Source organism: Paenibacillus sp. GYB003 (assembly GCF_036577625.1).
GTDB lineage: Bacteria > Bacillota > Bacilli > Paenibacillales > NBRC-103111 > Paenibacillus_AB.
Window position 1 is genome coordinate 83,496 of the sequence record NZ_JARBDC010000012.1, and the last position, 22,630, is coordinate 106,125.

Below are 22,630 nucleotides of genomic sequence, written 5' to 3' on the forward strand. Positions count from 1 at the left end.
ACAAAAGGTGTACTCAGATTAGCGACGAAGGAAGGGAATCGATGGATGAAACGGATCGCGTTCGTTTTTCCGGGACAAGGCGCTCAAGCCGTAGGCATGGGCAAAGACTTTTACGATAGCCACGAGGGCGCCGCAAGTCGTTTCCGGCAGGCGGACGAAGCGCTCGGCTTCAAGCTGACCGAACTTATTTTTCAAGGTCCCGAGCAAGAGCTGAAAAAAACGGCAAACACGCAGCCCGCCCTGCTGGCGACGAGCATCGCCATGCTCGAGGCGGTCAAGGAGCTCGGCGTTGCGCCCGATTTCGTCGCCGGCCACAGTCTCGGCGAATATTGCGCGCTTGTCGCCGCCGGAGTCATGAGTTTCGAGGATGCGGTGCGCACGGTTCGCGCTCGCGGCGAATTTATGGAGCAGGCCGTGCCGGACGGGCAGGGGGGCATGGCCGCCGTTCTGGGCGCCGACCGGGAGCAGCTTGGCCGGCTGTGCCGCGCCGTCACGTCCGAAGTCGGCGTGGTGGAAATGGCCAACGTCAACTGTCCCGGCCAAATCGTCGTCTCGGGCAGCATCGAAGGCGTGAAGGCGATCGCGGAGCGCGGCAAGGAAGCGGGCGCCAAGCGGGTCGTCCCGCTCGAAGTGAGCGGTCCGTTCCATTCGTCGCTCATGAAGCCCGCGGCCGACCGTTTGGCGGGCGCCTTGGCCGAGATCGACATGAAGGACGCCCGCATTCCGGTCGTCGCGAACGTAACCGCGGATTCGGTGCTCGAGGCGGAGCTGATCCGGCGTCTGCTCGTGGAGCAGGTCGTTTCCCCGGTGCTGTGGGAAGACAGCGTGACGTGGATGATCGAGCAGGGCGTCGATACGTTCGTCGAGATCGGCTCCGGCACGGTGCTTGCCGGACTGATCAAAAAGATCGACAAGCAGGTGAAGGTCGTTTCGATCAACAGCCGGGAGTCGCTGGCCGCATTCGCTGCGGAGCTTGGGGCGTAACGGGCTGATCCTGAAGGAGGTTGTTTTTCGATGCTGAAAGGGAAAGTGGCGATCGTGACGGGAGCTTCCCGGGGAATCGGCCGGGCGATCGCGCTCGGGCTCGCGGAAGCGGGTGCCGACGTCGTCGTCAACTACGCGGGGAGCGAGCAGGCGGCCGAGGACGTCGTGCGTCAAATCGAAAGCATGGGCCGCGCCTCGTTCAAGGCGAAAGCCGACGTCGCTTCCGCCGAGCAGGTGGAGGAGCTCGTCAAGCAGACGCTCGAGCGGTTCGGCAAAGTCGACATTTTGGTCAACAACGCCGGCATCACCCGCGACAACTTGATCATGCGCATGAAAGAAGACGAGTTTGACCAAGTTATTAGTACGAACTTGAAGGGCGTGTTCAACTGCATTAAAGCGGTAACCCGTCCGATGATGAAGCAGCGCTCGGGCAAAATTATCAATATATCGTCCGTCGTCGGCGTGCTCGGCAATGCCGGACAAGCGAACTACGTGGCGGCCAAAGCCGGCGTCATCGGCCTCACCAAATCGGCGGCGAGAGAGCTGGCGTCCCGCAACATTACGGTCAACGCGATCGCTCCCGGATTTATCGAGACGGAGATGACCGACAAGCTGTCCGCCGAGCTGCGCGAGCAAATGATGCAGCAAATTCCGCTCGCCCGCTTCGGGCAGCCGGAAGACATCGCCCGCATCGTCCGTTTTCTCGCCTCCGACGAAGCCGGCTACATGACCGGTCAGACGATTCATGTCGACGGCGGCATGTACATGTAGCGTTCGGCGTCGAACGGTGAGGAACCTTGTCCGGCGCGGCAAGCTTGCACAGGCGGGTATGGCAATTTGTTTTCGTTTCTCGTATAATACCAAGGAGGAGGTGAACGGGATGTCCGATATTTTTGACCGCGTGAAGCGAATTGTGGTCGATCGCTTAGGGGTTGAAGAGGCAGAAGTAACCCTGGAAGCATCGTTTAAGGACGATTTGGGTGCAGATTCCCTGGACGTAGTCGAATTGGTTATGGAGCTCGAAGACGAATTCGATTTGGAAATTTCCGACGAAGACGCTGAGAAAATTACAAGCGTAGGAGAAGTAGTAGAATACATAAAGTCTCATACTTGAGGGCTTTGACATCAAGCGGGCCGTCAGGCGCCGCTGCCGATTTACGAAAGCGGCCGTGCTTTACGCCGCGGCAAACCAGCGTTTCAAGTCCCGTTTTTCTTAAGGAGGAACGGGACTTTCTCCGCATTATGAATTTCGCAAACGTTGTCTTCGGCCGTATTCGCCGAAGCTTCCGATACATCCTTTATTTCAATCGCCGTCAAGTCGAAGAGGTGGGAACTGATGAAACGAAGAGTCGTCATTACCGGAATGGGTGTCATGTCTTCTCTGGGGCACGATCTGGAAACGTTTTGGAACAACCTGATGGCCGGCAAATCCGGCGTCTCGGTCATCGAGTCGTTCGACACAAGCGAGTACACGACTCATATCGCCGCAGAAATCCACGATTTCAATCCGGAAGATTATATCGATAAAAAAGAAGCCCGCCGCATGGACCGGTTCGTCCAGTTCGCCGTAGCCGCCGGCAAGTCGGCGCTCGAGGACGCGAAGCTCGACATCGCCCGGGATACCGATCCGGAACGGTGCGGCGTTTACGTCGGTTCCGGCATCGGCGGTCTTGGCACTTGGGAAGAGCAGCATAAAATTTTGCTGGAAAAAGGGCCGAAGCGGGTAAGTCCGTTTTTCATCCCGATGATGATCGCCAACATGGCGTCCGGTCAAATCTCGATGCTGTTCGGCGCCAAAGGGCCGAACAGCACGGCGGTAACCGCCTGCGCGACGGGAACGCATTCGATCGGCGATTCGTTCAAGCTCATTCAGACCGGCGAAGCGGACGTCATGATATGCGGCGGCGCCGAGGCGACGATTCGTCCGACCGGGATGGCCGGCTTTTGCGCGCTGCGCGCGATGTCGACGCGCAACGAGGAGCCCGAGAAGGCGAGCCGTCCGTTCGACATCGACCGCGACGGATTCGTCATGGGCGAAGGCGCGGGCATTCTCATCCTGGAAGAGCTGGAGCATGCGCGGAAACGCGGCGCCCACATTTACGCCGAGGTGATCGGCTACGGCATGTCGGGCGACGCCCACCACATGACCGATCCGGATCCGGACGGCGCCGCTCGCTGCATGACGCGGGCGATCCGCGATGCCGGCCTTGAGCCGTCCGCGATCGATTACATTAACGCGCACGGCACGTCGACGCCGATCGGCGACAAGTCGGAGACGATCGCGATCAAGAAGGCGCTCGGCGACCATGCGTACAAAGTGGCGGTCAGCTCGACGAAGTCGATGACCGGTCATTTGCTCGGGGCGGCCGGCGGCGTGGAAGCGGTCATTACCGGCCTCACGCTGCAGCGGGGCAAAATCGCTCCGACGATCAATCTCGACAACCCGGATCCGGAATGCGATCTCGATTACGTGCCGAATACGGCGCGGGAAGCGAACGTCAACATCGCGATGTCGAACTCGTTCGGCTTCGGCGGCCACAATGCGACGATCGTGCTGAAGCGTTTTGCGGAATAAGCCGCGTGCCGGAAGGCGAAGAACGGCATCGGAAGGCGCATCCCGCTACCGTTATCGAAACGACAGGCGGTGCTATTCTCGTTGAAATCGTTAAAAAGACTGCAAGCGGAGCTGGACATCGCGTTCCGCGATCCGCGCCTACTGAAGCAAGCGTTCACGCATTCGTCGTACGTCAACGAACAGCGCTCCGCCGATATGCAGGATAACGAGCGTCTCGAATTTTTGGGAGACGCCGTTTTGCAGCTTACGGTGTCCGACTATTTGTTCCGGACGTATCCGGAGCGGCCGGAAGGCGAGCTGACGAAGCACCGGGCTTCGATCGTGTGCGAGCCGTCGCTCGTCCAATTCGCCGAACGGCTCGACTTCGGGTCGTACGTGTTTTTGGGCAAAGGGGAGGAGCTGACGGGCGGACGCACCCGTCCGGCGCTGCTGGCCGACGTGTTCGAATCGTTCGTCGGCGCGCTCTATTTGGATCAGGGGCTGGAAGCCGTCAAATCGTTTTTGGCGGCGAACATGTTCCCGTATTTGGCGAAAGACGCGCTGCTTCAGGCCGGGGACTTCAAAACGAAGCTGCAGGAGCATACGCAGCAGCGCGGAATGGGAGCCGTGGAATACCGGATCGTCGAGGAGCGGGGGCCGGCGCACGACCGGGAGTTCGTTTCCGAAGTATGGATCGGCGCCAAGCTGTTCGGAACCGGTACCGGCCGCTCGAAAAAAGACGCCGAGCAGCAGGCCGCATCGCAGGCGCTGGCGCAGCTGAAAGCCTAGCGGGCGGACGTCCGCGCTGCGGGGTGCGGCGATCGGAGCCGCTCGCTTTCGCAGCCGGCATCGTTGGTCCGCGCGTCAACGCGCGTTAGTCGCAAACCTTTCGACCTTTCGGGTCGGAAGGTTTTTTTTCATCGGTTAAAGCGGCTATAACAGCGACTTTCGTTTCTGCGTCCGGCTTATCCTGATCCTGCCGGGCGGTTGGAACAGAACGAACGGGAAAACCTCCTGTTCACTCGCTCTCGAATAGGCGTCGTTTCGAAATACCGGGAAAAGCTCCCGATAAAACGGCGTCGAATCGGCGAAAAGTGCGGTTTGGTTGAATTTAGCGGGACGTTTTCCCGTTGGTTTTGCCCGGAAACGGGAAACGACCGAAACTAGCGGGAACATTTCCAGTTCGTTACCCGCTCGGCTGCCGTTTTGAGCGTACAAAAAGGTCGGATTGCACCGAAAAGGCCGTCAATCCCGAGCTTCGCTTAAGCGCCAAAGCCGGAGCGGGTTTCCTGCTGCCGTCGGAGGGAAACGGCGATTTCGGCTCGGTTGAACGACGCCGGCGTCGTCGGGAGTTGGAGCGGGGGGCGAGCATGGGGCGGCGGCGGGACGGGCCCAAGTGTCTAACGGACATGGCGGCCGCTAATGAGCCTCATTTCGGCTTATTTTTTTTGTAACGGACACAGACGCAGCTATTTGGCAAAAAAAAAACCTGTTGGACGGCGGATCGGAGCAAATAAGCGCAGGTGGTGTCCGTTACGATTGGAAAACGGCCGATTTTCGCGAAATAAGCGCCGTGGCGTCCGTTACGTTTCGGAAGCCGACTGTTTCGCTCATCCTCAAAATACGTCGATGGACGTGTTTCTTATCGTTAAAGGCTAAAACACGGATGTACGTCATCGAAAGGCTTCGATCAGAAGCTTTTCTTATCGTTATAAAATTCAGCGTTTGCTTTCAGCTGAGCGCAAGGTTGACACAAAGGCCTCATCCTAGTACGATGGAAAACAAAAAACACATAATGTTTTCCGTGTTTTCCGAACGCCGACAAGCACCTACGCTGCATTGGAAGGGGGAACCTATGAGCAAGTCGTTAAAAGCGCTCATGTGGATGACCGACATCGGTTTTCTCGTCTATTGGACCGTTACGATGCTCGGGCTGCTGCCAAAGGAGTACATGTACCAAGACTATTCCGACGAGCTGCTCGTAGCCTGGAATTTATCGTTCCTTCCTCTCGATCTGGCCGTCTCGATTACCGGCTTGCTGAGCATGCATGTTTACAAAACGAACAAAGCGGCGGGCGCATCGCTGTGCATCGTTTCGCTTGCTCTCACGTCCTGCTCCGGACTGCAGGCGATCGCGTTCTGGGCGATTCGGGGCGATTTCGACTGGATGTGGTGGGCGCCGAACTTGTTTTTGCTTTTGTACCCGCTCTTCTATTTGCCCGGCATGGTTAGAGGACTGGCGAGGACGCAACCGCGTAGGGAGGGGCGATCGTGAAAGAGAGAATAATGACGGCCGTCGCCGAAGAAATTCGCGCCCGCGGATTGAAGTTTTCCATCCGGGATATCGCGGACCGGTTAGGGATCAGCACCAAGACGGTTTATCAGCATTTTGCTTCGAAAGAAGAGATCGTTTCGGCAATCGTGGAGCGGTCGATTCGGGAAATGAAGGCGTCGGAAGCGGAGCTGCTGGACGACGCCCCGGTCGGGACGTTGGAAAAAATGCGGCGCGCGCTCGTCATTTTGCCGGGCGGGGTCGCTTTCAGCGATATCCGGGTGCTCCGCGAGCTGCAGAAGCTATATCCGAAGCAGTGGCGGCTCGTCGACGATTATATGAATGAAGGATGGGACACCATCCGCTCGATCGCGGAGGAGGGAATACGTTCCGGCGTCATCCGCGATTTCGATTTCCGGCTGTTTATCCGCATGTATGTGGGCGCCTTGTACCAAATCATGGACCGCGGCCTGGAGGAGGGCCGCCGCTTGTCGCTCGAGGAGGCGCTCGAGCGGATGGTCGATCTTTTGCTGAACGGCATCGGGCGAAATGTCCCGGAGCCGGCAGCGGGACGCAGCGACGATTCGCAGAAAGGATGAGAAAGCTTGAAAGGGTATTTGTTTTTGGCGGTCGCCATTGTAAGCGAAATTTTCGCCACCTCGATGCTGAAAGCGTCCAAAAGCTTCACCCAGCTGTATCCGAGCATCGCCACGATAATCGGCTTCGGCATCGCGTTTTATTCGCTGTCGCTGTCGCTGTCGCTGCAGCAGCTGAAATTGGGCGTCGCTTACGCCATTTGGTCCGGGGTCGGCACGGCGATTACCGCCATCGTCGGGGTCGTCGTCTGGAAAGAAACGGCCAGCTGGCTGACGGTGACCGGCATCGTGCTCATTATCGCCGGGGTCGTCGTCCTTAACCTGAAGGGCGCGGCTCACTGACGGAGCGGCCGCCGGCGTTCGAGTCCGCCCGCCGGCGCGCGGTGCGCGCATTGCTCCCGCGTTCGACGCCGGCAAGAGGAATGGGGCGGCGTCGCGCTGCAGGCGCATATATGCTACAATAAGCTGTAAGCTTTGCTTGTACATAGGATGCCTGGGGTGAAGCCATGTTTTTGAAACGTTTGGAATTGGCCGGATTCAAATCGTTCGCCGACAAGACGGAGCTGGAGTTCGTTCAGGGCATTACGGCCGTCGTCGGACCGAACGGAAGCGGCAAAAGCAACATCTCCGATTCGATCCGCTGGGTGCTCGGCGAGCAGAGCGCCCGTTCGCTGCGCGGGGGCAAAATGGAAGACATTATTTTTGCCGGCAGCGATTCCCGCAAAGCGGTCAATTACGGGGAAGTGTCGCTGACGCTGGACAATTCGGACGAATCGCTTCCGCTCGATTTCGGCGAAGTGACGGTGACGCGCCGCATTCATCGGAGCGGGGAAAGCGAATATTTTATAAACAAGCAAGCGTGCCGGCTGAAAGACATCACCGAGCTGTTCATGGATACCGGCATCGGAAAAGAAGCGTACTCGATCATCGGCCAAGGCCGCATCGAAGAAATATTGAGCACGAAATCGGAAGACCGGCGCGGCATTTTCGAGGAAGCGTCGGGCATCGTCAAATTCAAGTCGCGCAAAAGGGAAGCGGAGAAGAAGCTGGCGGAGACGGAGCAAAATTTGCTGCGCATCCACGATCTCGTCTCCGAGCTGGAGGATCAGATCGAGCCGCTGCGCGACCAGTCGGAAAAGGCGGTCAAGTTCAAGCAGCTGAAGGAACGGCTGAAATCGAGCGAAATTTCGGTATACGTGTACCAGATCGAGCAAATTCACCATTCGTGGAAAGAGGCGAGCGACAAGCTCGCGGCGCTGCAAAAGGAAGAGCTGGAGCTGTCGGCGATCGTCAGCAAGCACGACGCGCTGCTCGAGAAGGAGCGCATGGAATCGCGCCGGCTTGAGGAAGAAATCGACAAGCTGCACGAGACGGTGCTGCGGCTGAGCGAGGAGTTCGAAAAGGCGGAAGGGCACGGCGAGGTGCTGAAGGAGCGCGGCAAAAATTTGCTCGCGGGCCGCGGCCAGCTGGAGCAATCGATCGAGCAGCAGCAGCGCCGCATCGCCGAGAAAGAGACGGAGACGGCCGCCTACCGCGACAAATACGCGGCGCTCGCCCGCGAGGTGACGGAGCTGACCGCGAAGCTGACGGCCGAGGAGGAACGGCTGCTCGGCGTGGCCGGAGGCGTCAGCAGCGCGGAGGAGGAGCATTTGAAGGCCGAGCTGCTGGAAACGATGAACCGGATCGCCGGCGCGCGCAACGAAGTCCGCTACGCGGAGCAGCATATCGAGTCGATTTCCCGCCGCATGGAACGGCTTGACGACGAATACGCGAAATGGTCCGGCCAGCACGAGCAGATCGGGCGCAAGCGCCAAGAGCTCGGCGAACGGGCGGCGAAGCTGGCGGAGGAGCTGCAGCAGTGCCGCGACCGTTACGCGGCGCTCGGGCAGGAGATGAAGGCGAAGCAGGAGCTGTTCGGCCAGGCGCAGGACATGGTGCGCAAATGGGAGCAGAAGCTGGAGGCGCTCGTTTCCCGCCGCGACACGATGAACGAAATGCAGAACGATTACGACGGCTTCGCGCTCGGCGTCAAAGAAGTGCTTAAGGCGAAAAACCGGCAGGACGGCTTGAAAGGGATTCACGGCGCGGTCGCCGAGCTCGTCAAAGTCCCCGCCGACGTCGAAATCGCGATCGAAACGGCGCTTGGCGGGGCGCTGCAAAACATCGTCGTCGAAAACGAGGCGTCCGGGCGCGAGGCGATCGCCTTTTTGAAGCGGAGACAGGCCGGGCGGGCGACTTTTTTGCCGCTGGACGTCATTCGCGGCCGCTCGATTCCGGAACACGAGCGAAAGGCCGTTTCCGATCAGGGCGGGTTCGTCGGCATCGCCGTCCATCTCGTGCAGTTCGAGAGCAAATACGAGAACATCGTCGCCAGCCTGCTCGGCAACGTCATCGTCGCCGCGACGCTGGAGGACGCGAACCGGATCGCCGCCAAATGCCAATACCGGTACCGGGTCGTCACGCTGGAGGGCGACGTCGTCAATCCCGGCGGCTCGATGTCCGGCGGCAGCCTGCAGAAAAAAACGTCCAGCCTGCTCGGCCGCAAACGCCAAATCGAGGAGATGGACAAAGAAATCCGTTCGTCGGAAGCGCAGCTCGGCGAGCTTCGCGGCAAGCTGGAGCGGCTGAAGCGCGAGCTCGCGGAAGGCGGCCGCACGCTGGACGAGCTGCGCCAGCTCGGCGAGCAGCAGCGCATCGAGGAGCAGCAGCTCCGTTCGCAGCTGAGCCAGCTCGACAGCGAAGGAAAAAACGCCGAGGAGCAGACGGCGCTTTATTCGCAGGACCGCGAAGCGCTCGCCAAAGAGCGGGACGACTATGCCGCGAAGAAGAAAGCCGCCGAGGAAGCGCTGGAGAAGCATAAGCAGGAAGAGGCGGAGCTGACGCAAGCGATCCGCGACGCCGAGCTGAAGCGGAAGGCGAAGGAATCGGCGAAGGAAGAGCTGCAGGAGCAGTTGACGTCGCTGAAGGTGAAAACCGCCTCGGTCACCCAGGAGAAGCAGTCGCTCGAGGAGCAGCTGCGCCGGTTCGACGGCGATCTCGCCGCGGCGCGGCGGGAGCTTGGCGACAACAAGCGGCTGCTCGCGCAAATGATCGCCGATATCGAGGCGAACGACGCGGAGACGGTAGGGCAAATCGAGACGCTGAACCGTTTGCGCCTGAAAAAGCTCGAAGCGTCCGAGCAGATGGAATTCAAGCGGGCGGAGCGGGCGAAATGGGTGCAGAAGCTGGAGGAAGGCGAAAGCTTGACGAAGGAGCAGCGGACGCAGCTGAAGGTCGCCCAAGACCAGCTCCGGCAAACGGAGGTGCGCGTCAACCGGCTCGACGTGGAGCTGGAAAATTTGCTCAAGAAGCTGGCCGAGGAATACGAGCTCAGCTACGAGCTGGCGAAGCAGCGATACCTGGTTCCCGAAGACGTGCCGGCCGCCCAGAACGAGGTGAAGGAGCTGAAGCGGCAAATCGCCGCGCTCGGCGACGTCAACCTGGGGGCGATCGAGGAGTACGAGCGGGTCGGCGAGCGGTTCCGGTTTTTGAGCGAGCAAAAAAACGATCTCGTCGAAGCGAAAACGGCGCTGTATCACGTGATTAAGGAAATGGACGACGAAATGTCGAAACGGTTCAAAACGACGTTCGACGCGATCCGCTCGCAGTTCGTCCACGTGTTCGCGAAGCTGTTCGGCGGGGGACGGGCCGATCTGATCTTGTCCGAGCCGGACAAGCTGCTCGATACGGGGGTCGAAATCGTCGCCCAGCCGCCGGGCAAAAAGCTGCAAAACCTGCAGCTGCTCAGCGGCGGCGAGCGCGCCTTGACGGCGATGGCGCTGCTGTTCGCGATTTTGCACATCAAGCCGGTGCCGTTCTGCGTGCTCGACGAGGTCGAAGCGGCGCTGGACGAAGCGAACGTGACCCGGTTCGCGGAATATTTGCGCGAATTTTCCGGGCAAACGCAATTTATCGTCGTCACGCACCGGAAAGGCACGATGGAGTCGGCCGACGTGCTGTACGGCGTTACGATGGAGGAAGGCGGCGTTTCGAAGCTTGTTTCGGTCCGCCTGGACGACGAGAACCCGCTGACGGCGTAACCCGCGCGAGGCGGACGAAGCCGGGCAGCCGGCTCCCGCGGAAGCTCGCGGAATGTGAACGAAACTATTTGACGGACGGTGCGAACGATGAGCTTTTTCAAAAAACTGCGCGAAAGCATTTCCGCCAAGGCGGAGTCGGTAACGAACAAATTCAAGGAAGGGCTTAGCAAAACGCGCTCCGCCTTCGTCGAGAAGGTCGAGGACTTGATCCTCCGCCGCAAAAAAATCGACGAAGACTTTTACGAGGAGCTGGAAGAAATTTTGATCGGCGCGGACGTCGGCGTGAATACCGTCATGGAGCTGATCGAGCAGCTGCGCGCCGAGGTGCGCAAGCGGAAAATCGAAAACCCGGCCGATCTGCAGCCGATTTTGTCCGAAAAGCTGGTCGGCATGATGCAGGGCGAGGAAGACAACGAGCTGCGCATGAACGAGAACGGCTTGACCGTCTTTTTGTTCGTCGGCGTCAACGGCGTCGGCAAGACGACGTCGATCGGCAAGCTCGCCCACCGTTTCAAGTCGCAGGGGAAAAAAGTGCTGCTGGCGGCCGGCGACACGTTCCGCGCCGCGGCGATCGACCAGCTCGAGGTGTGGGGACAGCGCGCCGGCGTCGACGTCGTCAAGCATTCGGAGGGCTCCGATCCGGCCGCGGTCATGTTCGACGCGATCCAGGCGGCGAAAGTGCGCGGCGTCGACGTGCTGCTGTGCGATACGGCGGGACGGCTGCAAAACAAGACGAATTTGATGGAAGAGCTGAACAAAATTTACCGCGTCATTCGCCGCGAAATTCCCGACGCGCCGCACGAGACGCTCTTGGTCATCGACGCGACGACGGGGCAGAACGCGCTGACGCAGGCGAAGCTGTTCGGCGAAAAAACCGGCGTCACCGGGCTCGTTCTGTCCAAGCTGGACAGCACGGCCAAGGGCGGGATCGTCATCGCCATCCGCAACGAGCTGAACATCCCGGTCAAGCTCGTCGGGCTCGGCGAATCGATCGACGACCTCGAAGATTTTGATTCCGAGCAGTTCGTTCACGCGTTGTTCGCCGGTCTTATCCAGAAGGCGGAGGCGGCGGAGGCGTAAAGCCGGCGAAAGGGAAAAGGCAGCCGGGAGGCGGGCGCGGGAAATGGCGGACGTTCGGGTCCGCCATGTGCACCGGCGCTGCGCAGATTTGCAATGAAAAGACGTTCGGAGCTTTTATTTTCGGCCGGTCGACGGCATTTTGGTCGATTGGCTTGAAATAGCAACTCCGAACGTCTTTTATGTTACATTTCGCCCGTAAACGGCCCGGTCGGATCCACCGCGAGCAGGCGACCGTCGCAGTCGCGGAAAAGGATCGGCCGTCCGCGTTCGGCATCCTCGAGACCGGTCGATACTTCCGCCTGCATCGCTTTCAGGTGGCGGTAAGCCGCCGGAAGATCGAACGCCTGCAGCCGCAGTGCGGGAACGTGCGGCTCACCATCTCCGTTCCGGGCCGCGAGCGCGACCGGCGTACCGTCCCGAAACCGAAAGCCGAAGCCGCCGTCTGCCGGCGTTCGGCGTTCGGCCCGAGCCGCAATGCCGAGCCATTCCTCGTACAGGGCTCGCGAAACGTCCGGATCCGACACCGGAATCGTGATTCCGCCGACTTCGCTTCCGATCGGGCTGCCGCGCGCCATCCCGTCCGTTCCGGGATAAGGAAACGGACGGTCGGCTACGGCGAACGCGTTTCGGTCCGCATCGCGGCAAATAAAGTACAAGCAGCCGGTCCCGTTCTCGATCGGGGACAATGCGGCGAAGCCGAGCCGCTGCGCACGCTCGTGCGCGGCCGACAGCTCCGGAACGGTCAGAACGGCGACGGGACGCGCGTTCGGCTCCCGGATGTCGGCGGCGCGAATGTCGTCCAGCAGCAATTTGCGGCCGCCGGACATCCGAAAAACGTAAATTTCGCCGTTGTACAATTCTTGGACGACAGGCTGCCCCAACAAAGCGCTGTAAAACCGGATCGCGGGCTTGAGCCGGCGCGAGCGGATCCATACGCAATCCAGCCGGTAATCGGACGAAATCGTCATGTACGTTCCCCCCCCTTTTTTCTCCTTACAGCACCCAGAACGGCACGGGCTCGAGCAGCAGCGGAGACTCCCTGGCGCCGTTCATTTCCTGCAGCAGTCGCTCCAATGCGTGCAAACCGGCGGCTTCCGATTCGCGCGCCCGGCTCAGGAGCGAAATCGCCGAGCTCGCGGCGTCCGGATCGTGCGGACTGCCGCCGCCGGGATAAGGGAACAAAGCCTGCAGCCGCCGAAAGCAAGCGGCGACGGTCCGGTAACATGCCGCAGCCTCCCGCAATGCCGTCTTTCGGTTCGCGGACGCGTCGAATTCCGATTCGCCCGCTTTCCTGCTTAGAAACGAAGTGGCGTAACCGCGCATATCCCCGACGTTTCGCAGGCTGGCCGCATTGCCCGCGGCGTCGACGGTCCGCCTTTCGAAAGCCTCGATCCAGGCATCGTACGCGGGGAGACCGTTTACGATACCGGTAAAGGTCGCCTCCGCCCCCCGGCCGTGCTTGACCGCCATCGCGAGCATGCGGCGAAACGGCTCGTCGTCGTCCTGCCGAACCGCTTCTTCGATCACGAAGCCGTACAAATGCCGATTCCGGTACGTTTCGTACGGCACTTCCATCTCCGCGAGCGTATCGACCGCATAAAACAATTCGCGTTCGTCGTCGTATCCGTAATACAGGGCGAATTGCTTGTTTTCGACGCTGCCGAAAACGGCCGGAACGCCGCGGTCGATCGATTGGCGGATCATGTCCAGCAGCATGCGGTACAGCTCGTCTTTTACCGGCCCGTCCGGCATGCGCTCGTAGCCGAATTTGTCGATGACGGAGCTGTGGTGGCCCAAATTCAGCATACTGTTCGGGAACATCGTCGTCCCGGCGTACATGTACACGCCGCTCAGGTTGATCGTACGCCGCTCGATGTTGATTTGAAACGCATGACCGGTCAACGCCATCGCCTCGTCGTACGGAAGGTGCCCTTTGCCGATGTACGGCAATGCGTAGTACATGCAGTTTCGGATCGATTCGTTGTAAAGTCCGGTTCGGGAATACAGCATCCCCGGCTTCGGCAAAACGGTTTTTCGTTTCGGCGTCATCGCGATCTCCTTTCCGCCCGCCGGAGCGAGCCCGGCGCGAAGCTTTTTGCGGGAACGGGAGAGCGACATGTAGACGCTCGCCGTGCTGACCTGCAGCCGCTCGGAAATTTCCCGGGCAGACAGCTCCCGGCAAATATGCGCCTCGAAAATGCGCCGTTCGGCCGGCTTCAGCCGCCGGCACATCGCTTCGATCGTCTCCAGCGTCTCGCGGCGAAGCAGCAGTTCGCACGGATCGTTATGCCCGGAGGCGGAAACGGCGGACGGCGTCATCGCCGGCCACGCCGAGTCGGCGTCAAGCGGCCATACGCTCCGATCGAAGCCGGACAACGGCCGCTCCTTGCCGAGCCGGCCGTGCTTGCGAACGCTGCGATACGCTTCATGGCGAACGATCGTTCGCAGCCACGGCAAAAAACGGCTCATATCGACCAAAGCGCCGAGCTGTAAAAACGATTTCATGATCGCTTCCTGCACCACGTCTTCGGCGAGATGCGGATCGCGCACTACGGCGAACGCCCAACCGTACATGCTGTCGCGGTGCCGTTTGGCCAGCTCGTCGAAGGCGTCGGAATCGCCGACGCGGGCCATCGCCACCAGCGCGGCATCCGTATCGGCTCGGACGGGCATTCGCCCGCAGTTTTCCCGTTCCATGCCATCCCTCCTTTCGCGCCTACTATATAGATCCGATTCGCCTTGTTTTCTAACCAAATCGTACAAAAAAAATGAAGGCGCGGGAAGAGCGTTTTCGGCGGGACGGTCGGCGGTTGATTTTGTTCCGTTGTTACAGTATACCGTAAAGGTGACAATGTACTGTAAATGGGACAGTGTGATGTAAAGAGGTGAGCGATTTTGAACGTTTATACGGCCAAACAAGTAACCGAAATGATTCGGGAAGACGATCCGGGCATCAATTTGCGAACGGTCCGCTATTATACGCAGATCGGCATCGTTCCGCCGCTCGAGCCGGTCGGCAATAAAAGGGTGTATACGCAGAAGCATGTCGATTATATCCGGGCGGCGCTTACGCTTTCGCGAGGCGGGGAGACGCTTGCCTTCATTCAGCAAAAGCTGCGGTCGCTCCCGTACGAGGAAGTGGCGCGAATCGGCGAAAGCTTGCGTTTGTACCGATCGAAGCAGATGCTCGACAACGAAACGTACGCCATTAACGACGACGTGATCATTTCGGTAAGTCCGCGCGTATCGGCCGAGCTTCGCTCGAAAATGATCGAAACGGTCGCGCGAATGATCGAGGAGGAGCGTAACGGATGATCGTGTGCAAACTGGCCAAAGCCGTCATGGAACACGAGGAAGGCTTGAATCATTTATGGATTCGGCTCATGCCGGGCGCGGCGGCGAAGCTCGTACGGCTTCGGGTGCTGCTGCCGGAAGGGCTGCATCGGCACCGGAACGCGAACGGATTCGAAGAAACGGCTGCCGGCGACATTTTGATCGAAAACGTATCGGACTCGGACGTTCTGGACGTCGTCGTCGAGCTGTACACATCCGAGCCTGCCGGCACCGGGGCCAAAACGATCGTCGTCGAACGGATCGCCGATGGCGGCGAGCGATCTCCCGCGGCCGTCCGGCAAACCGTTTCGATTACCCTGCTTCCCGAGGAAGAGATGGGCGACGCGGAAGTCGATCCCGAAGTATTGCGGTACGTCAAGTCGCTTCAGCCCGATCGGGAACCGGAACGGAACGACCGGCCGGAACGTCTGATGCCGCCTACCGTCATCACGATCGATCCGTAGCGGCTTTCCGATCTGGAGAAGAAGTATCGGATCGATTACGGAACGCGGAAAGGCGGGAGCCGGCCATGCGGTTGATTCCATACGTCGTGGAGCAAACGAGCCGCGGGGAACGCGCATACGACATTTATTCGCGTCTGCTGCAGGACCGGATCGTTTTCGTGACCGGCGACATAACGGACGAAACGGCCAATTCCGTCATTTCCCAACTGCTGTACCTGGAAAGCGACGACCGCGAACGCGACATTCTGCTGTATATTCATAGTCCCGGAGGCTCGATAACGGCGGGGCTGGCGATCTATGACGCGCAGGAGGCGAAGACATACGGAATGATCGACGACATCAAGTCCGGACGATCGGGGGCTCGGGGATGAGCCTCCGACCGTTTTTTTGCTTGGGAAAGCGGGAGCGTTTCCGGCAAAAACGGTTGCTCTCGCGGCAACATTATGGTGTGATAAGAGGGAAGGCTGGTTCAAGCCGGACAATAAGGAAGCGGAGGTCGGTGCCGGATGGAAATGCGCGATACGGTAAGCCTGATTTGGCCGACGACGTCGTCCATGGAACGGTATAAGCATGCCGTGCGGCTCACGGAGCAATGCGCCGGCGATCTCGGAATCGAGCGGATCGTGCAGGAGCTGTGCATCAATCAAAAATATTTCGAGACGATCAAAAAATGGCTGCTGAACTTGTGCGACGATCCGTCCGTCATTCGTTACCGGCTCGATATTATGGAAGACTTCTCGCGGCTTCCCGAGCTGGCTGACGAATGCGAGAAGCTGCTGCCGTTGCTGCACAAGCTCGACGTGCTGCACGAGTCGAAGACGCTATCCGGCGCCGAGCCGCTGCGCAAAATCGCCTGGCAGCTGGAAGCGCTCGAAGGGTACGTGCGCTGCGTATCGGGCTTGAAAGCGGTATCAGAACGATTCGGAGGGATGGTCCGCTCGAACGGGCTGCGCCGGCTGTTCGAGAGCGTCGATCGTTTGACCGAAGACGAAACGTTCCGCTCGCTTGCGGCATCGGTGCCGGACTATCGGCAAAAGCTGCAAAATATGTCCAGCATCACGCTGGGCGTCAACCTCGATCACGAGCTGAAGCCGGCGGAAGCGATCATTTTGTCGATGGAGTCGAAGCCTTTCAAAAACAAGAAGCGGTCCGTCCTGACAAGCTTGCTCGGGATGAAAACGGTCGACGAGCCGTACGACGGCGTTTCCCCGTTCCAGCCGATCGGGAAACTGAGCCATCCGGCGCTCGATACGGCGCTGCTGCAAAGCTTGGACGCTATTTTTACCGACGCGCTGCAGCCGATCGGCCACGCGATCAAGCGTTACATCGACGTCAACGTGCCGGCGATTACCGGCCTCGAGCCGGAAATCGGGTTTTACGTCGGCGCGGTCAAGTTCGCGGCGCTGCTCGCTTCGGTCGGGATGCCCGTATGCAAGCCGGAAATCGCTCCGGCGGAGGATCGGATATGCCGAATCGGCAACATGTACGATATCATGCTTGCCATAGGGCTTACGAGACGTCATCCGGGCATCGATTTGAGCAACACGATCGTCCCGAGCGACGCCGATTTCGGGGATCGCGGCCGCATCTTTATTTTGACCGGTCCGAACCAGGGCGGCAAAACGACGTACACCCGCGCCGTCGGCATCTGCCAAGTGTTGTTCCAGGCCGGCGTGTTCGTTCCCGGAACGGACGCCCGCATCAGTCCGGTAGACGGGCTTTTCGCCCATTTCAGCGAGGAGGAGAAGCCGAACATTTTGAGCGGCCGATTGGCGGAGGAGTCGCGGCGTCTCGCCGAAATTTTCGCCGGGGCGACGCGGCACAGTCTCATTTTGCTGAACGAGTCGCTTTCCAGCACGAGCTCGAGGGACAGCTTGCATTTGGCCAAGGACGTCGTGAAAGGGATGCGCGTGCTCGGATGCCGGGCGGTATACGCGACGCATTTGCTCGAGCTGGCCGCCGGCGCGGACGCCGTCAATGCGGAGGTGCCCGGCGACAGCTTGCTGATCAGCATGGTGGCGGGCGTCGAGCGGGAAACGGCGGAAGAAATCGCGGCCTCGTCCGCCGCCAAGCGCACGTACAAAATCAAGCCGGGACCGCCGAACGAGGTCAGCTACGCGAAAGATATCGCGCGGCTGCACGGCATCAGCTTCGAGCAAATCATCGATACGTTGAAGCTGCGGAACGTCATACGGCAACGGTCCGACGTTTAGGGGGAGACGAAGGGGAATGGAACGAAGAGCGAAAATTGCCGTAGTAGGCAGCATCAATATGGACCTCGTCGTTACGGCGGACAAATTTCCGGTGCCGGGAGAAACGATCATGGGCGAAACGTTCGCCATGATTCCAGGCGGCAAAGGGGCCAACCAAGCGGTGGCGGCGGCCCGGCTGAACGCGGACGTAAGCATGATCGGCTGCGTCGGGGACGATCTGTTCGGCGAGAAGCTGATCGGCCAGCTGCGGAGCGAGCGGATCGACGCTTCGTTCGTGAAGATCGAACCGGGTGCGACGACCGGAGTGGCGCTCATCCAGGTGCAGGAAGGCGGCGAAAACAGCATCGTCGTCGTACCCGGCGCGAACGCGCTCGTCACGCCGGAACACGTCCGGGAGGCCGAAGCGGCCATACGCGGCGCCGACGTGCTGCTCGTGCAGCTGGAAATCCCGCTTCCGGCCGTGGAGGCGGCACTGCGCATCGCCCGCGAGCACGGCGTTCGCGCCATTTTGAATCCGGCGCCCGCCCGCAAGCTGCCGCCGGAGCTGATCCGGCTGGCGGACGTCATGACGCCGAACGAGACGGAAGCGGCGATACTGGCGACCGGAACGGTAGAAGGCGCCGGCAGCCTGGAGGAGCGGATCGACGCGCTGCGGCGGCTCGCTCCGGACGCGTCGCTGCTCGTGACGGCCGGGGAAAACGGAGTTCGGACGGCGATCTTCGGCGAGCGCGCCTCGTATCCGGCTTACCGGGTCGACGTTGTCGACACGACGGCGGCGGGAGACTCGTTCAATGCCGGCGTGGCCGTGCGTTGGGGCGAAGGAGCCGATTTGGACGAGGCGGTCCGCTTCGGCTCGAAGGTGGGCGCTTTGACGGTCACCCGGTTCGGAGCGCAGTCGTCGCTACCGGCCCGCGAAGAAGTCGAGCGTTTCGAGGCGAAAACGCGTCCGTAACCGGCTTAGGCGATTGCGGACGGGGAGAGCCTGCCGACGGCAATTGCGCGGCGGGCTTTTCGTCGTTGCCCCGGACATAAAACGATTGTAAACGAAGTGTACGTTGACAAGCCGACGCCCGTTGTCGGATGATGGCTTACAAACAAGCTGTCGGCAAAGACGGCGCAAGGAGGATCAGCATCATGGCAACCTACGATCAATTCGCGGAGCTCGATATACGGGTCGGGACGGTTCTATCCGCCGAGCCGTTTCCCGGAGCGCGCAAGCCGGCGATCAAGCTGACGATCGATTTCGGACCGCTCGGCACGAAGCGAACGAGCGCCCAAATTACGAAAAGATACGACCCGCAGTCGCTTGTCGGACGGCAGGTGGCGGCTGTCGTCAACTTCCCGCCCAAACGGATCGCCGGCTTCGTCTCGGAGGTGCTCGTGCTCGGCGCCGTCCCGGAGGAAGGGGACGTCGTGCTGCTTCGCCCGGATACGGCGGTGCCGAACGGCGCACCGATCGCTTGACCGTCAAGCCGCGATGTCGGACGGTCCGGGCGGGAGCCGCATCGGCAGGGGCGTTTGGACTGACAAGGCGAAACGCTTGACAATCGTCCGCCCGGACGGTATGATTATTCGTGTTGTCGATGTAAAGTGTTTTCCCTTTACAGGAGGAGTGGCACGGATGACGGGCGAACAGTCTTTGGACAAAACGAACCGCATCAACATGCTGTTCGACATTTACGGTCCGTTGCTCACGGAGAAGCAGCAAACGTTTCTCGGCCTTTATTTCCACGACGATTACTCGCTCGGCGAAATAGCGGCGGAATTCGAAATCAGCCGGCAGGCCGTATACGAGCATATCAAGCGGGCCGAGCAGACGCTCGAGGAATACGAAACGAAGCTGAAGCTGTTGGAAAAGCACGAGCGGCGCCGGGAGCTATCGGAGCGGATCGAAGCGATTTTCGGCGGTCCGGCGTTTGCGGCACACGAGGAATTGAAACGGCTCGTGCGAAGCTTGTACAATATAGATTGAGCACCTACGAATTTTTGACTTTCACGACTCCACCGAGAAGCGGGGGGAACCATATGGCATTCGAAGGATTGACCGGCCGGCTGCAAAACGTGCTGACGAAGCTGCGCGGCAAAGGCAAGCTGACCGAGGACGACGTCAACGAGGCGCTGCGCGAAGTACGACTTGCCTTGCTCGAAGCCGACGTTAACTTCAAAGTCGTCAAGGAATTCATCGCGAAAGTGAAGGAGAAGTCGATCGGCCAGGAAGTGCTGAAAAGCTTCACGCCGGGCATGGTCGTCATCGATATCGTCAACAAAGAGCTGGCCGCGCTCATGGGCGGTACTCAGAGCAAGCTGGCGAAGGCGAACAAGCCGCCGACCGTCATCCTGATGGTCGGTCTGCAGGGCGCCGGGAAAACGACCGCGTCGGGCAAGCTGGCGAAACTGCTGCAAAAGCAAAACCATCGCCCGCTGCTCGTCGCGGCCGACATTTACCGTCCGGCGGCGATCAAGCAGTTGCAGGTGCTCGCGGAGCAGATCAAGGTGCCCGTCTTTTCGCTCGGCGACAAGACGAGCCCGGTCGATATCGCGAAGGGCGGCCTGCAGCACGCCAAGGATAACGGCAACGATTATTTGATCGTCGATACGGCCGGCCGGCTGCAAACCGACGACGAGCTGATGGAGGAGCTGAAGCAGATCGTCGAAGCGGTCAAGCCGGACGAGACGCTGCTCGTCATCGACGCCATGACCGGTCAGGAAGCGGTGAACGTGGCCGAAAGCTTCCATGCGCAGCTCGAGCTGACCGGCATCGTGCTGTCCCGGCTCGACGGCGACACGCGCGGCGGCGCGGCGTTATCGGTCAAGTCGGTTACCGGCTGCCCGATCAAATTCGCCTCGATGGGCGAGAAGCTGGATTCGCTCGAGCCGTTTCATCCGGAGCGGATGGCTTCGCGGATTCTCGGCATGGGCGACATGCTGTCGCTGATCGAGAAGGCGCAGGCGAACATCGACGCCGAGAAAGCGGCCGAGATGGAGCGCAAAATGCGCAACGCCGAGTTCACGTTCGAAGATTTTCTCGAACAGATGGAGCAGGTGAAGAAGCTCGGACCGATCGACCAGCTGCTCGACATGCTGCCCGGAGCGGGCAAGATGAAGGGCATGAAAGATTTGAAAGTCGACGACAAGCAGATGGGACGGGTCGTCGCCATCGTCAAGTCGATGACGAAGGAAGAGAAGCGGAAGCCCGAGCTGCTGAACGCGAGCCGCCGCAAACGGATCGCGGCCGGCAGCGGCACGACGATTCAGGACGTGAACCGGCTCATCAAGCAGTTTGACGATATGCGCAAAATGATGAAGCAGTTTTCGTCGATGATGGGGCCCGGCGGTCCGAAAGGCATGAAAAACTTGAAGAAGCTCGGCAAAGGCGGCGGCTTCAAGTTCCCGTTCGGCTGATCGGACGGGGAAGTAAGCCCGCTCTATATAATGTCGCCGAAAGTTCGTGTACCTTTTAAGGGAGGTGAAAACAAAATGGCAGTTCGCATTCGTCTGAAACGTATGGGCGCTCATAAAGCTCCTTTTTACCGCGTGGTCGTATCGGATTCCCGTTCTCCGCGCGACGGCCGCTTCATCGAAGAAATCGGCACGTACAACCCGCTGACGACGCCGGCTTCCGTCTCGATCGACGAAGACAAAGCGTTGAAATGGCTTCAAAACGGCGCGCAAGCGTCCGACACGGTTCGCAGCCTGTTCAGCAAAGCCGGTATCATGACCAAGTTTCACCAAATCAGACAACAGAAGTAATCTGTTGATTTGGAGGTTGCTATGAAAGATTTGATCACCGTTATCGCGAAGGCGTTGGTTGATCATCCGGAAGATGTCGCGGTGAGCGAAGCGGAGGAGAAAGACGAGCTCGTCTACCGTCTTTCCGTCCACCCGTCCGATATGGGCAAGGTGATCGGGAAGCAGGGGCGAATCGCCAAAGCTTTGCGCACCGTCGTGACGTCGGCGGCCGTGAAACATAACAAGCGCGTTTCCGTGGAAATCGTCTCCTGACGACGGAAGCGTCGCGCACCGGTTGCGCTTTGCGCGCGGCCGTTCCGTTTGGGCGGAGCGGCTTGCGGCGGCGCAAAGTTTGAGAGTAATGGGGTTAGGTCGCGGACCTAGCCCTTTTGCCGATACATGGAGCGGGTTTCGCCACAGCGTTCCCGCCGAAGCATCATACGCCGCCGGCCGATTGCGGACCGGGCGGGAACGAGCGGAAAAGGGAGGAACGCATGAGCGGAAAACGGTATAACGTCGGGAAAGTCGTCAATACGCACGGCATACGCGGCGAGTTGAAGGTCGTATCGCAAACGGACTTTCCGGAGGAACGGTTCGGCAAAGGAAGCCGGCTGCTGCTGACGAACCCGGGCAACGAAGCGGAGGAGCTGCCGGTCGTCGTCGAGGGGGCCCGATTGCATAAAAACGTATATATTGTCAAACTGAAAGGGTACGATAATATAAACGAAGTGCTACCCTATAAAGGATGGCAGCTGAAAGTGACGGACGAAGAGCGGAAGCCGCTCGCCGAGGGCGAATATTATTACGACCAAATTATCGGCTGCCGCGTCGTGACGGACGAGGGCGAGGAGCTCGGCACGATCGGCGAAATATTGGCGCCGGGCGCGAACCACGTCTGGGTCGTCGAACGCCCGAAAGGCAAGCCCGTCCTGCTGCCGGTTATCGACGACGTCGTGCTGGACGTGGACGTGGAGGCGAAGCTCGTTCGCGTTCATCTGATGGAAGGTTTGATCGACTGATGCGCATCGACGTGCTCACTTTGTTTCCCGCCATGTTCGAAGGCGTGTTCGGCTCCAGTATTTTGGGCAAAGCCCGGGACAAAGGAATCGTCGCCTTGAACACGGTCAATTTCCGCGACTTCGCGAACAACAAGCACAATACGGTCGACGATTATCCGTTCGGCGGCGGCGGCGGCATGGTGCTGAAGCCCGAGCCGATATTCGGCGCGGTCGAGCATGTGACGGAAGCGAGCGATGCGAAGCCGAGAGTCATTCTGATGTGCCCGCAAGGCGAAACGTTTACGCAGCGCAAGGCGGAGCAGCTCGC

The 22,630-nt window shown here is 59.9% G+C and carries 22 protein-coding genes and 2 pseudogenes; 22 read left to right on the forward strand and 2 right to left on the reverse strand.

Features of this window, described 5'->3' with window-relative positions; genetic code table 11:
• Positions 1–45 precede the first annotated feature (45 nt).
• The 10 genes from fabD (at position 46) to ftsY (ending at position 11,565) form a co-directional block, all read left to right on the forward strand.
• The gene (gene fabD / locus PV407_RS07445) at positions 46–984 is read left to right on the forward strand and encodes an ACP S-malonyltransferase (protein ID WP_332089273.1); all 939 of its coding nucleotides are present in this window, start codon (positions 46–48) and stop codon (positions 982–984) included.
• A 30-nt stretch (positions 985–1,014) separates the two neighbouring features.
• Complete coding sequence (gene fabG / locus PV407_RS07450; protein ID WP_332089274.1) at positions 1,015–1,755, forward strand: 3-oxoacyl-[acyl-carrier-protein] reductase; 741 nt, start codon at positions 1,015–1,017, stop codon at positions 1,753–1,755.
• Positions 1,756–1,864: 109 nt separating this feature from the next.
• Positions 1,865–2,098, forward strand: a complete 234-nt coding sequence (acpP, locus tag PV407_RS07455) for an acyl carrier protein (protein ID WP_332089275.1) — start codon at positions 1,865–1,867, stop codon at positions 2,096–2,098.
• 222 nt (positions 2,099–2,320) lie between these two features.
• Positions 2,321–3,559, forward strand: coding sequence for a beta-ketoacyl-ACP synthase II (gene fabF, locus PV407_RS07460; RefSeq protein ID WP_332089276.1), 1,239 nt, complete (start codon positions 2,321–2,323; stop codon positions 3,557–3,559).
• A gap of 81 nt (positions 3,560–3,640) precedes the next feature.
• Positions 3,641–4,327 (forward strand): ribonuclease III, encoded by a 687-nt coding sequence (rnc, locus tag PV407_RS07465; RefSeq protein ID WP_332089277.1) that lies wholly within the window; start codon positions 3,641–3,643, stop codon positions 4,325–4,327.
• 1,066 nt (positions 4,328–5,393) lie between these two features.
• Entirely contained in the window at positions 5,394–5,813 is a 420-nt protein-coding gene (locus tag PV407_RS07470; RefSeq protein WP_332089278.1) for a DUF5360 family protein, read from the forward strand.
• A complete protein-coding gene (locus PV407_RS07475) occupies positions 5,810–6,409 on the forward strand; it encodes a TetR/AcrR family transcriptional regulator (protein ID WP_332089279.1) in 600 nt (199 codons plus the stop codon). The genes PV407_RS07470 and PV407_RS07475 overlap by 4 nt, the downstream gene beginning before the upstream one ends.
• Positions 6,410–6,415: 6 nt before the next feature.
• Positions 6,416–6,748, forward strand: a complete 333-nt coding sequence (locus PV407_RS07480; protein WP_332089280.1) for a DMT family transporter — start codon at positions 6,416–6,418, stop codon at positions 6,746–6,748.
• Between the two features lie 164 nt (positions 6,749–6,912).
• The gene (smc, locus tag PV407_RS07485; RefSeq protein ID WP_332089281.1) at positions 6,913–10,485 is read left to right on the forward strand and encodes a chromosome segregation protein SMC; all 3,573 of its coding nucleotides are present in this window, start codon (positions 6,913–6,915) and stop codon (positions 10,483–10,485) included.
• An 87-nt stretch (positions 10,486–10,572) separates the two neighbouring features.
• Complete coding sequence (ftsY, locus tag PV407_RS07490) at positions 10,573–11,565, forward strand: signal recognition particle-docking protein FtsY (RefSeq protein ID WP_332089282.1); 993 nt, start codon at positions 10,573–10,575, stop codon at positions 11,563–11,565.
• 182 nt (positions 11,566–11,747) lie between these two features.
• Here the strand turns inward: ftsY and PV407_RS07495 are convergent, their stop codons facing one another.
• Entirely contained in the window at positions 11,748–12,533 is a 786-nt protein-coding gene (locus tag PV407_RS07495) for a VOC family protein (protein ID WP_332089283.1), read from the reverse strand.
• A gap of 25 nt (positions 12,534–12,558) precedes the next feature.
• Positions 12,559–14,262, reverse strand: a complete 1,704-nt coding sequence (locus PV407_RS07500; RefSeq protein ID WP_332089284.1) for an RNA polymerase sigma factor — start codon at positions 14,260–14,262, stop codon at positions 12,559–12,561.
• A gap of 198 nt (positions 14,263–14,460) precedes the next feature.
• Here PV407_RS07500 and PV407_RS07505 point away from each other — a divergent pair, with 198 nt between their 5' ends.
• The 12 genes and pseudogenes from PV407_RS07505 to PV407_RS07560 all read left to right on the forward strand — a co-directional run.
• On the forward strand, positions 14,461–14,880 hold the full coding sequence (locus PV407_RS07505) for a MerR family transcriptional regulator (protein WP_332089285.1): 420 nt from the start codon (positions 14,461–14,463) through the stop codon (positions 14,878–14,880).
• Positions 14,877–15,362, forward strand: coding sequence for a hypothetical protein (locus tag PV407_RS07510; protein WP_332089286.1), 486 nt, complete (start codon positions 14,877–14,879; stop codon positions 15,360–15,362). The genes PV407_RS07505 and PV407_RS07510 overlap by 4 nt, the downstream gene beginning before the upstream one ends.
• Positions 15,363–15,427: 65 nt before the next feature.
• Positions 15,428–15,673: pseudogene (locus PV407_RS07515) on the forward strand (ATP-dependent Clp protease proteolytic subunit); the annotation flags it as partial.
• 195 nt (positions 15,674–15,868) lie between these two features.
• Positions 15,869–17,575: a MutS-related protein gene (locus PV407_RS07520; RefSeq protein ID WP_332089287.1), complete on the forward strand. Its 1,707-nt coding sequence runs from the start codon at positions 15,869–15,871 to the stop codon at positions 17,573–17,575.
• 16 nt (positions 17,576–17,591) lie between these two features.
• Positions 17,592–18,527, forward strand: a complete 936-nt coding sequence (gene rbsK, locus PV407_RS07525; protein ID WP_332089288.1) for a ribokinase — start codon at positions 17,592–17,594, stop codon at positions 18,525–18,527.
• Between the two features lie 182 nt (positions 18,528–18,709).
• On the forward strand, positions 18,710–19,039 hold the full coding sequence (gene csaA / locus PV407_RS07530) for a chaperone CsaA (RefSeq protein WP_332089289.1): 330 nt from the start codon (positions 18,710–18,712) through the stop codon (positions 19,037–19,039).
• A gap of 157 nt (positions 19,040–19,196) precedes the next feature.
• A complete protein-coding gene (locus PV407_RS07535) occupies positions 19,197–19,547 on the forward strand; it encodes a putative DNA-binding protein (protein ID WP_332089290.1) in 351 nt (116 codons plus the stop codon).
• Positions 19,548–19,600: 53 nt separating this feature from the next.
• Positions 19,601–20,977 (forward strand): signal recognition particle protein, encoded by a 1,377-nt coding sequence (gene ffh, locus PV407_RS07540; RefSeq protein WP_332089291.1) that lies wholly within the window; start codon positions 19,601–19,603, stop codon positions 20,975–20,977.
• 75 nt (positions 20,978–21,052) lie between these two features.
• Positions 21,053–21,325 carry a 30S ribosomal protein S16 gene (gene rpsP / locus PV407_RS07545; RefSeq protein WP_332089292.1) on the forward strand — a complete coding sequence of 91 codons (273 nt, stop codon included), beginning with the start codon at positions 21,053–21,055 and terminating at the stop codon, positions 21,323–21,325.
• A gap of 21 nt (positions 21,326–21,346) precedes the next feature.
• Entirely contained in the window at positions 21,347–21,577 is a 231-nt protein-coding gene (locus PV407_RS07550) for a KH domain-containing protein (protein WP_332089293.1), read from the forward strand.
• Between the two features lie 221 nt (positions 21,578–21,798).
• Entirely contained in the window at positions 21,799–22,323 is a 525-nt protein-coding gene (rimM, locus tag PV407_RS07555) for a ribosome maturation factor RimM (RefSeq protein WP_332089294.1), read from the forward strand.
• Positions 22,323–22,630, forward strand: a pseudogene (locus PV407_RS07560) (tRNA (guanosine(37)-N1)-methyltransferase TrmD); the annotation flags it as partial. The gene rimM and the pseudogene PV407_RS07560, both read left to right, overlap by 1 nt.

What these genes read in the sequence shown, in the direction of transcription:
- fabG (WP_332089274.1), top strand. Translation starts at nt 1,015, where the DNA reads ATGCTGAAAGGGAAAGTGGCGATCGTGACGGGAGCTTCCCGGGGAATC.
- PV407_RS07550 (WP_332089293.1), top strand. Translation starts at nt 21,347, where the DNA reads ATGAAAGATTTGATCACCGTTATCGCGAAGGCGTTGGTTGATCATCCG.
- rbsK (WP_332089288.1), top strand. Translation starts at nt 17,592, where the DNA reads ATGGAACGAAGAGCGAAAATTGCCGTAGTAGGCAGCATCAATATGGAC.
- ftsY (WP_332089282.1), top strand. Translation starts at nt 10,573, where the DNA reads ATGAGCTTTTTCAAAAAACTGCGCGAAAGCATTTCCGCCAAGGCGGAG.
- PV407_RS07510 (WP_332089286.1), top strand. Translation starts at nt 14,877, where the DNA reads ATGATCGTGTGCAAACTGGCCAAAGCCGTCATGGAACACGAGGAAGGC.
- PV407_RS07520 (WP_332089287.1), top strand. Translation starts at nt 15,869, where the DNA reads ATGGAAATGCGCGATACGGTAAGCCTGATTTGGCCGACGACGTCGTCC.
- acpP (WP_332089275.1), top strand. Translation starts at nt 1,865, where the DNA reads ATGTCCGATATTTTTGACCGCGTGAAGCGAATTGTGGTCGATCGCTTA.
- PV407_RS07495 (WP_332089283.1), bottom strand. Translation starts at nt 12,533, where the DNA reads ATGACGATTTCGTCCGATTACCGGCTGGATTGCGTATGGATCCGCTCG.
- fabD (WP_332089273.1), top strand. Translation starts at nt 46, where the DNA reads ATGAAACGGATCGCGTTCGTTTTTCCGGGACAAGGCGCTCAAGCCGTA.
- csaA (WP_332089289.1), top strand. Translation starts at nt 18,710, where the DNA reads ATGGCAACCTACGATCAATTCGCGGAGCTCGATATACGGGTCGGGACG.
- ffh (WP_332089291.1), top strand. Translation starts at nt 19,601, where the DNA reads ATGGCATTCGAAGGATTGACCGGCCGGCTGCAAAACGTGCTGACGAAG.
- fabF (WP_332089276.1), top strand. Translation starts at nt 2,321, where the DNA reads ATGAAACGAAGAGTCGTCATTACCGGAATGGGTGTCATGTCTTCTCTG.
- PV407_RS07470 (WP_332089278.1), top strand. Translation starts at nt 5,394, where the DNA reads ATGAGCAAGTCGTTAAAAGCGCTCATGTGGATGACCGACATCGGTTTT.
- smc (WP_332089281.1), top strand. Translation starts at nt 6,913, where the DNA reads ATGTTTTTGAAACGTTTGGAATTGGCCGGATTCAAATCGTTCGCCGAC.
- PV407_RS07535 (WP_332089290.1), top strand. Translation starts at nt 19,197, where the DNA reads ATGACGGGCGAACAGTCTTTGGACAAAACGAACCGCATCAACATGCTG.
- rpsP (WP_332089292.1), top strand. Translation starts at nt 21,053, where the DNA reads ATGGCAGTTCGCATTCGTCTGAAACGTATGGGCGCTCATAAAGCTCCT.
- PV407_RS07500 (WP_332089284.1), bottom strand. Translation starts at nt 14,262, where the DNA reads ATGGAACGGGAAAACTGCGGGCGAATGCCCGTCCGAGCCGATACGGAT.
- rimM (WP_332089294.1), top strand. Translation starts at nt 21,799, where the DNA reads ATGAGCGGAAAACGGTATAACGTCGGGAAAGTCGTCAATACGCACGGC.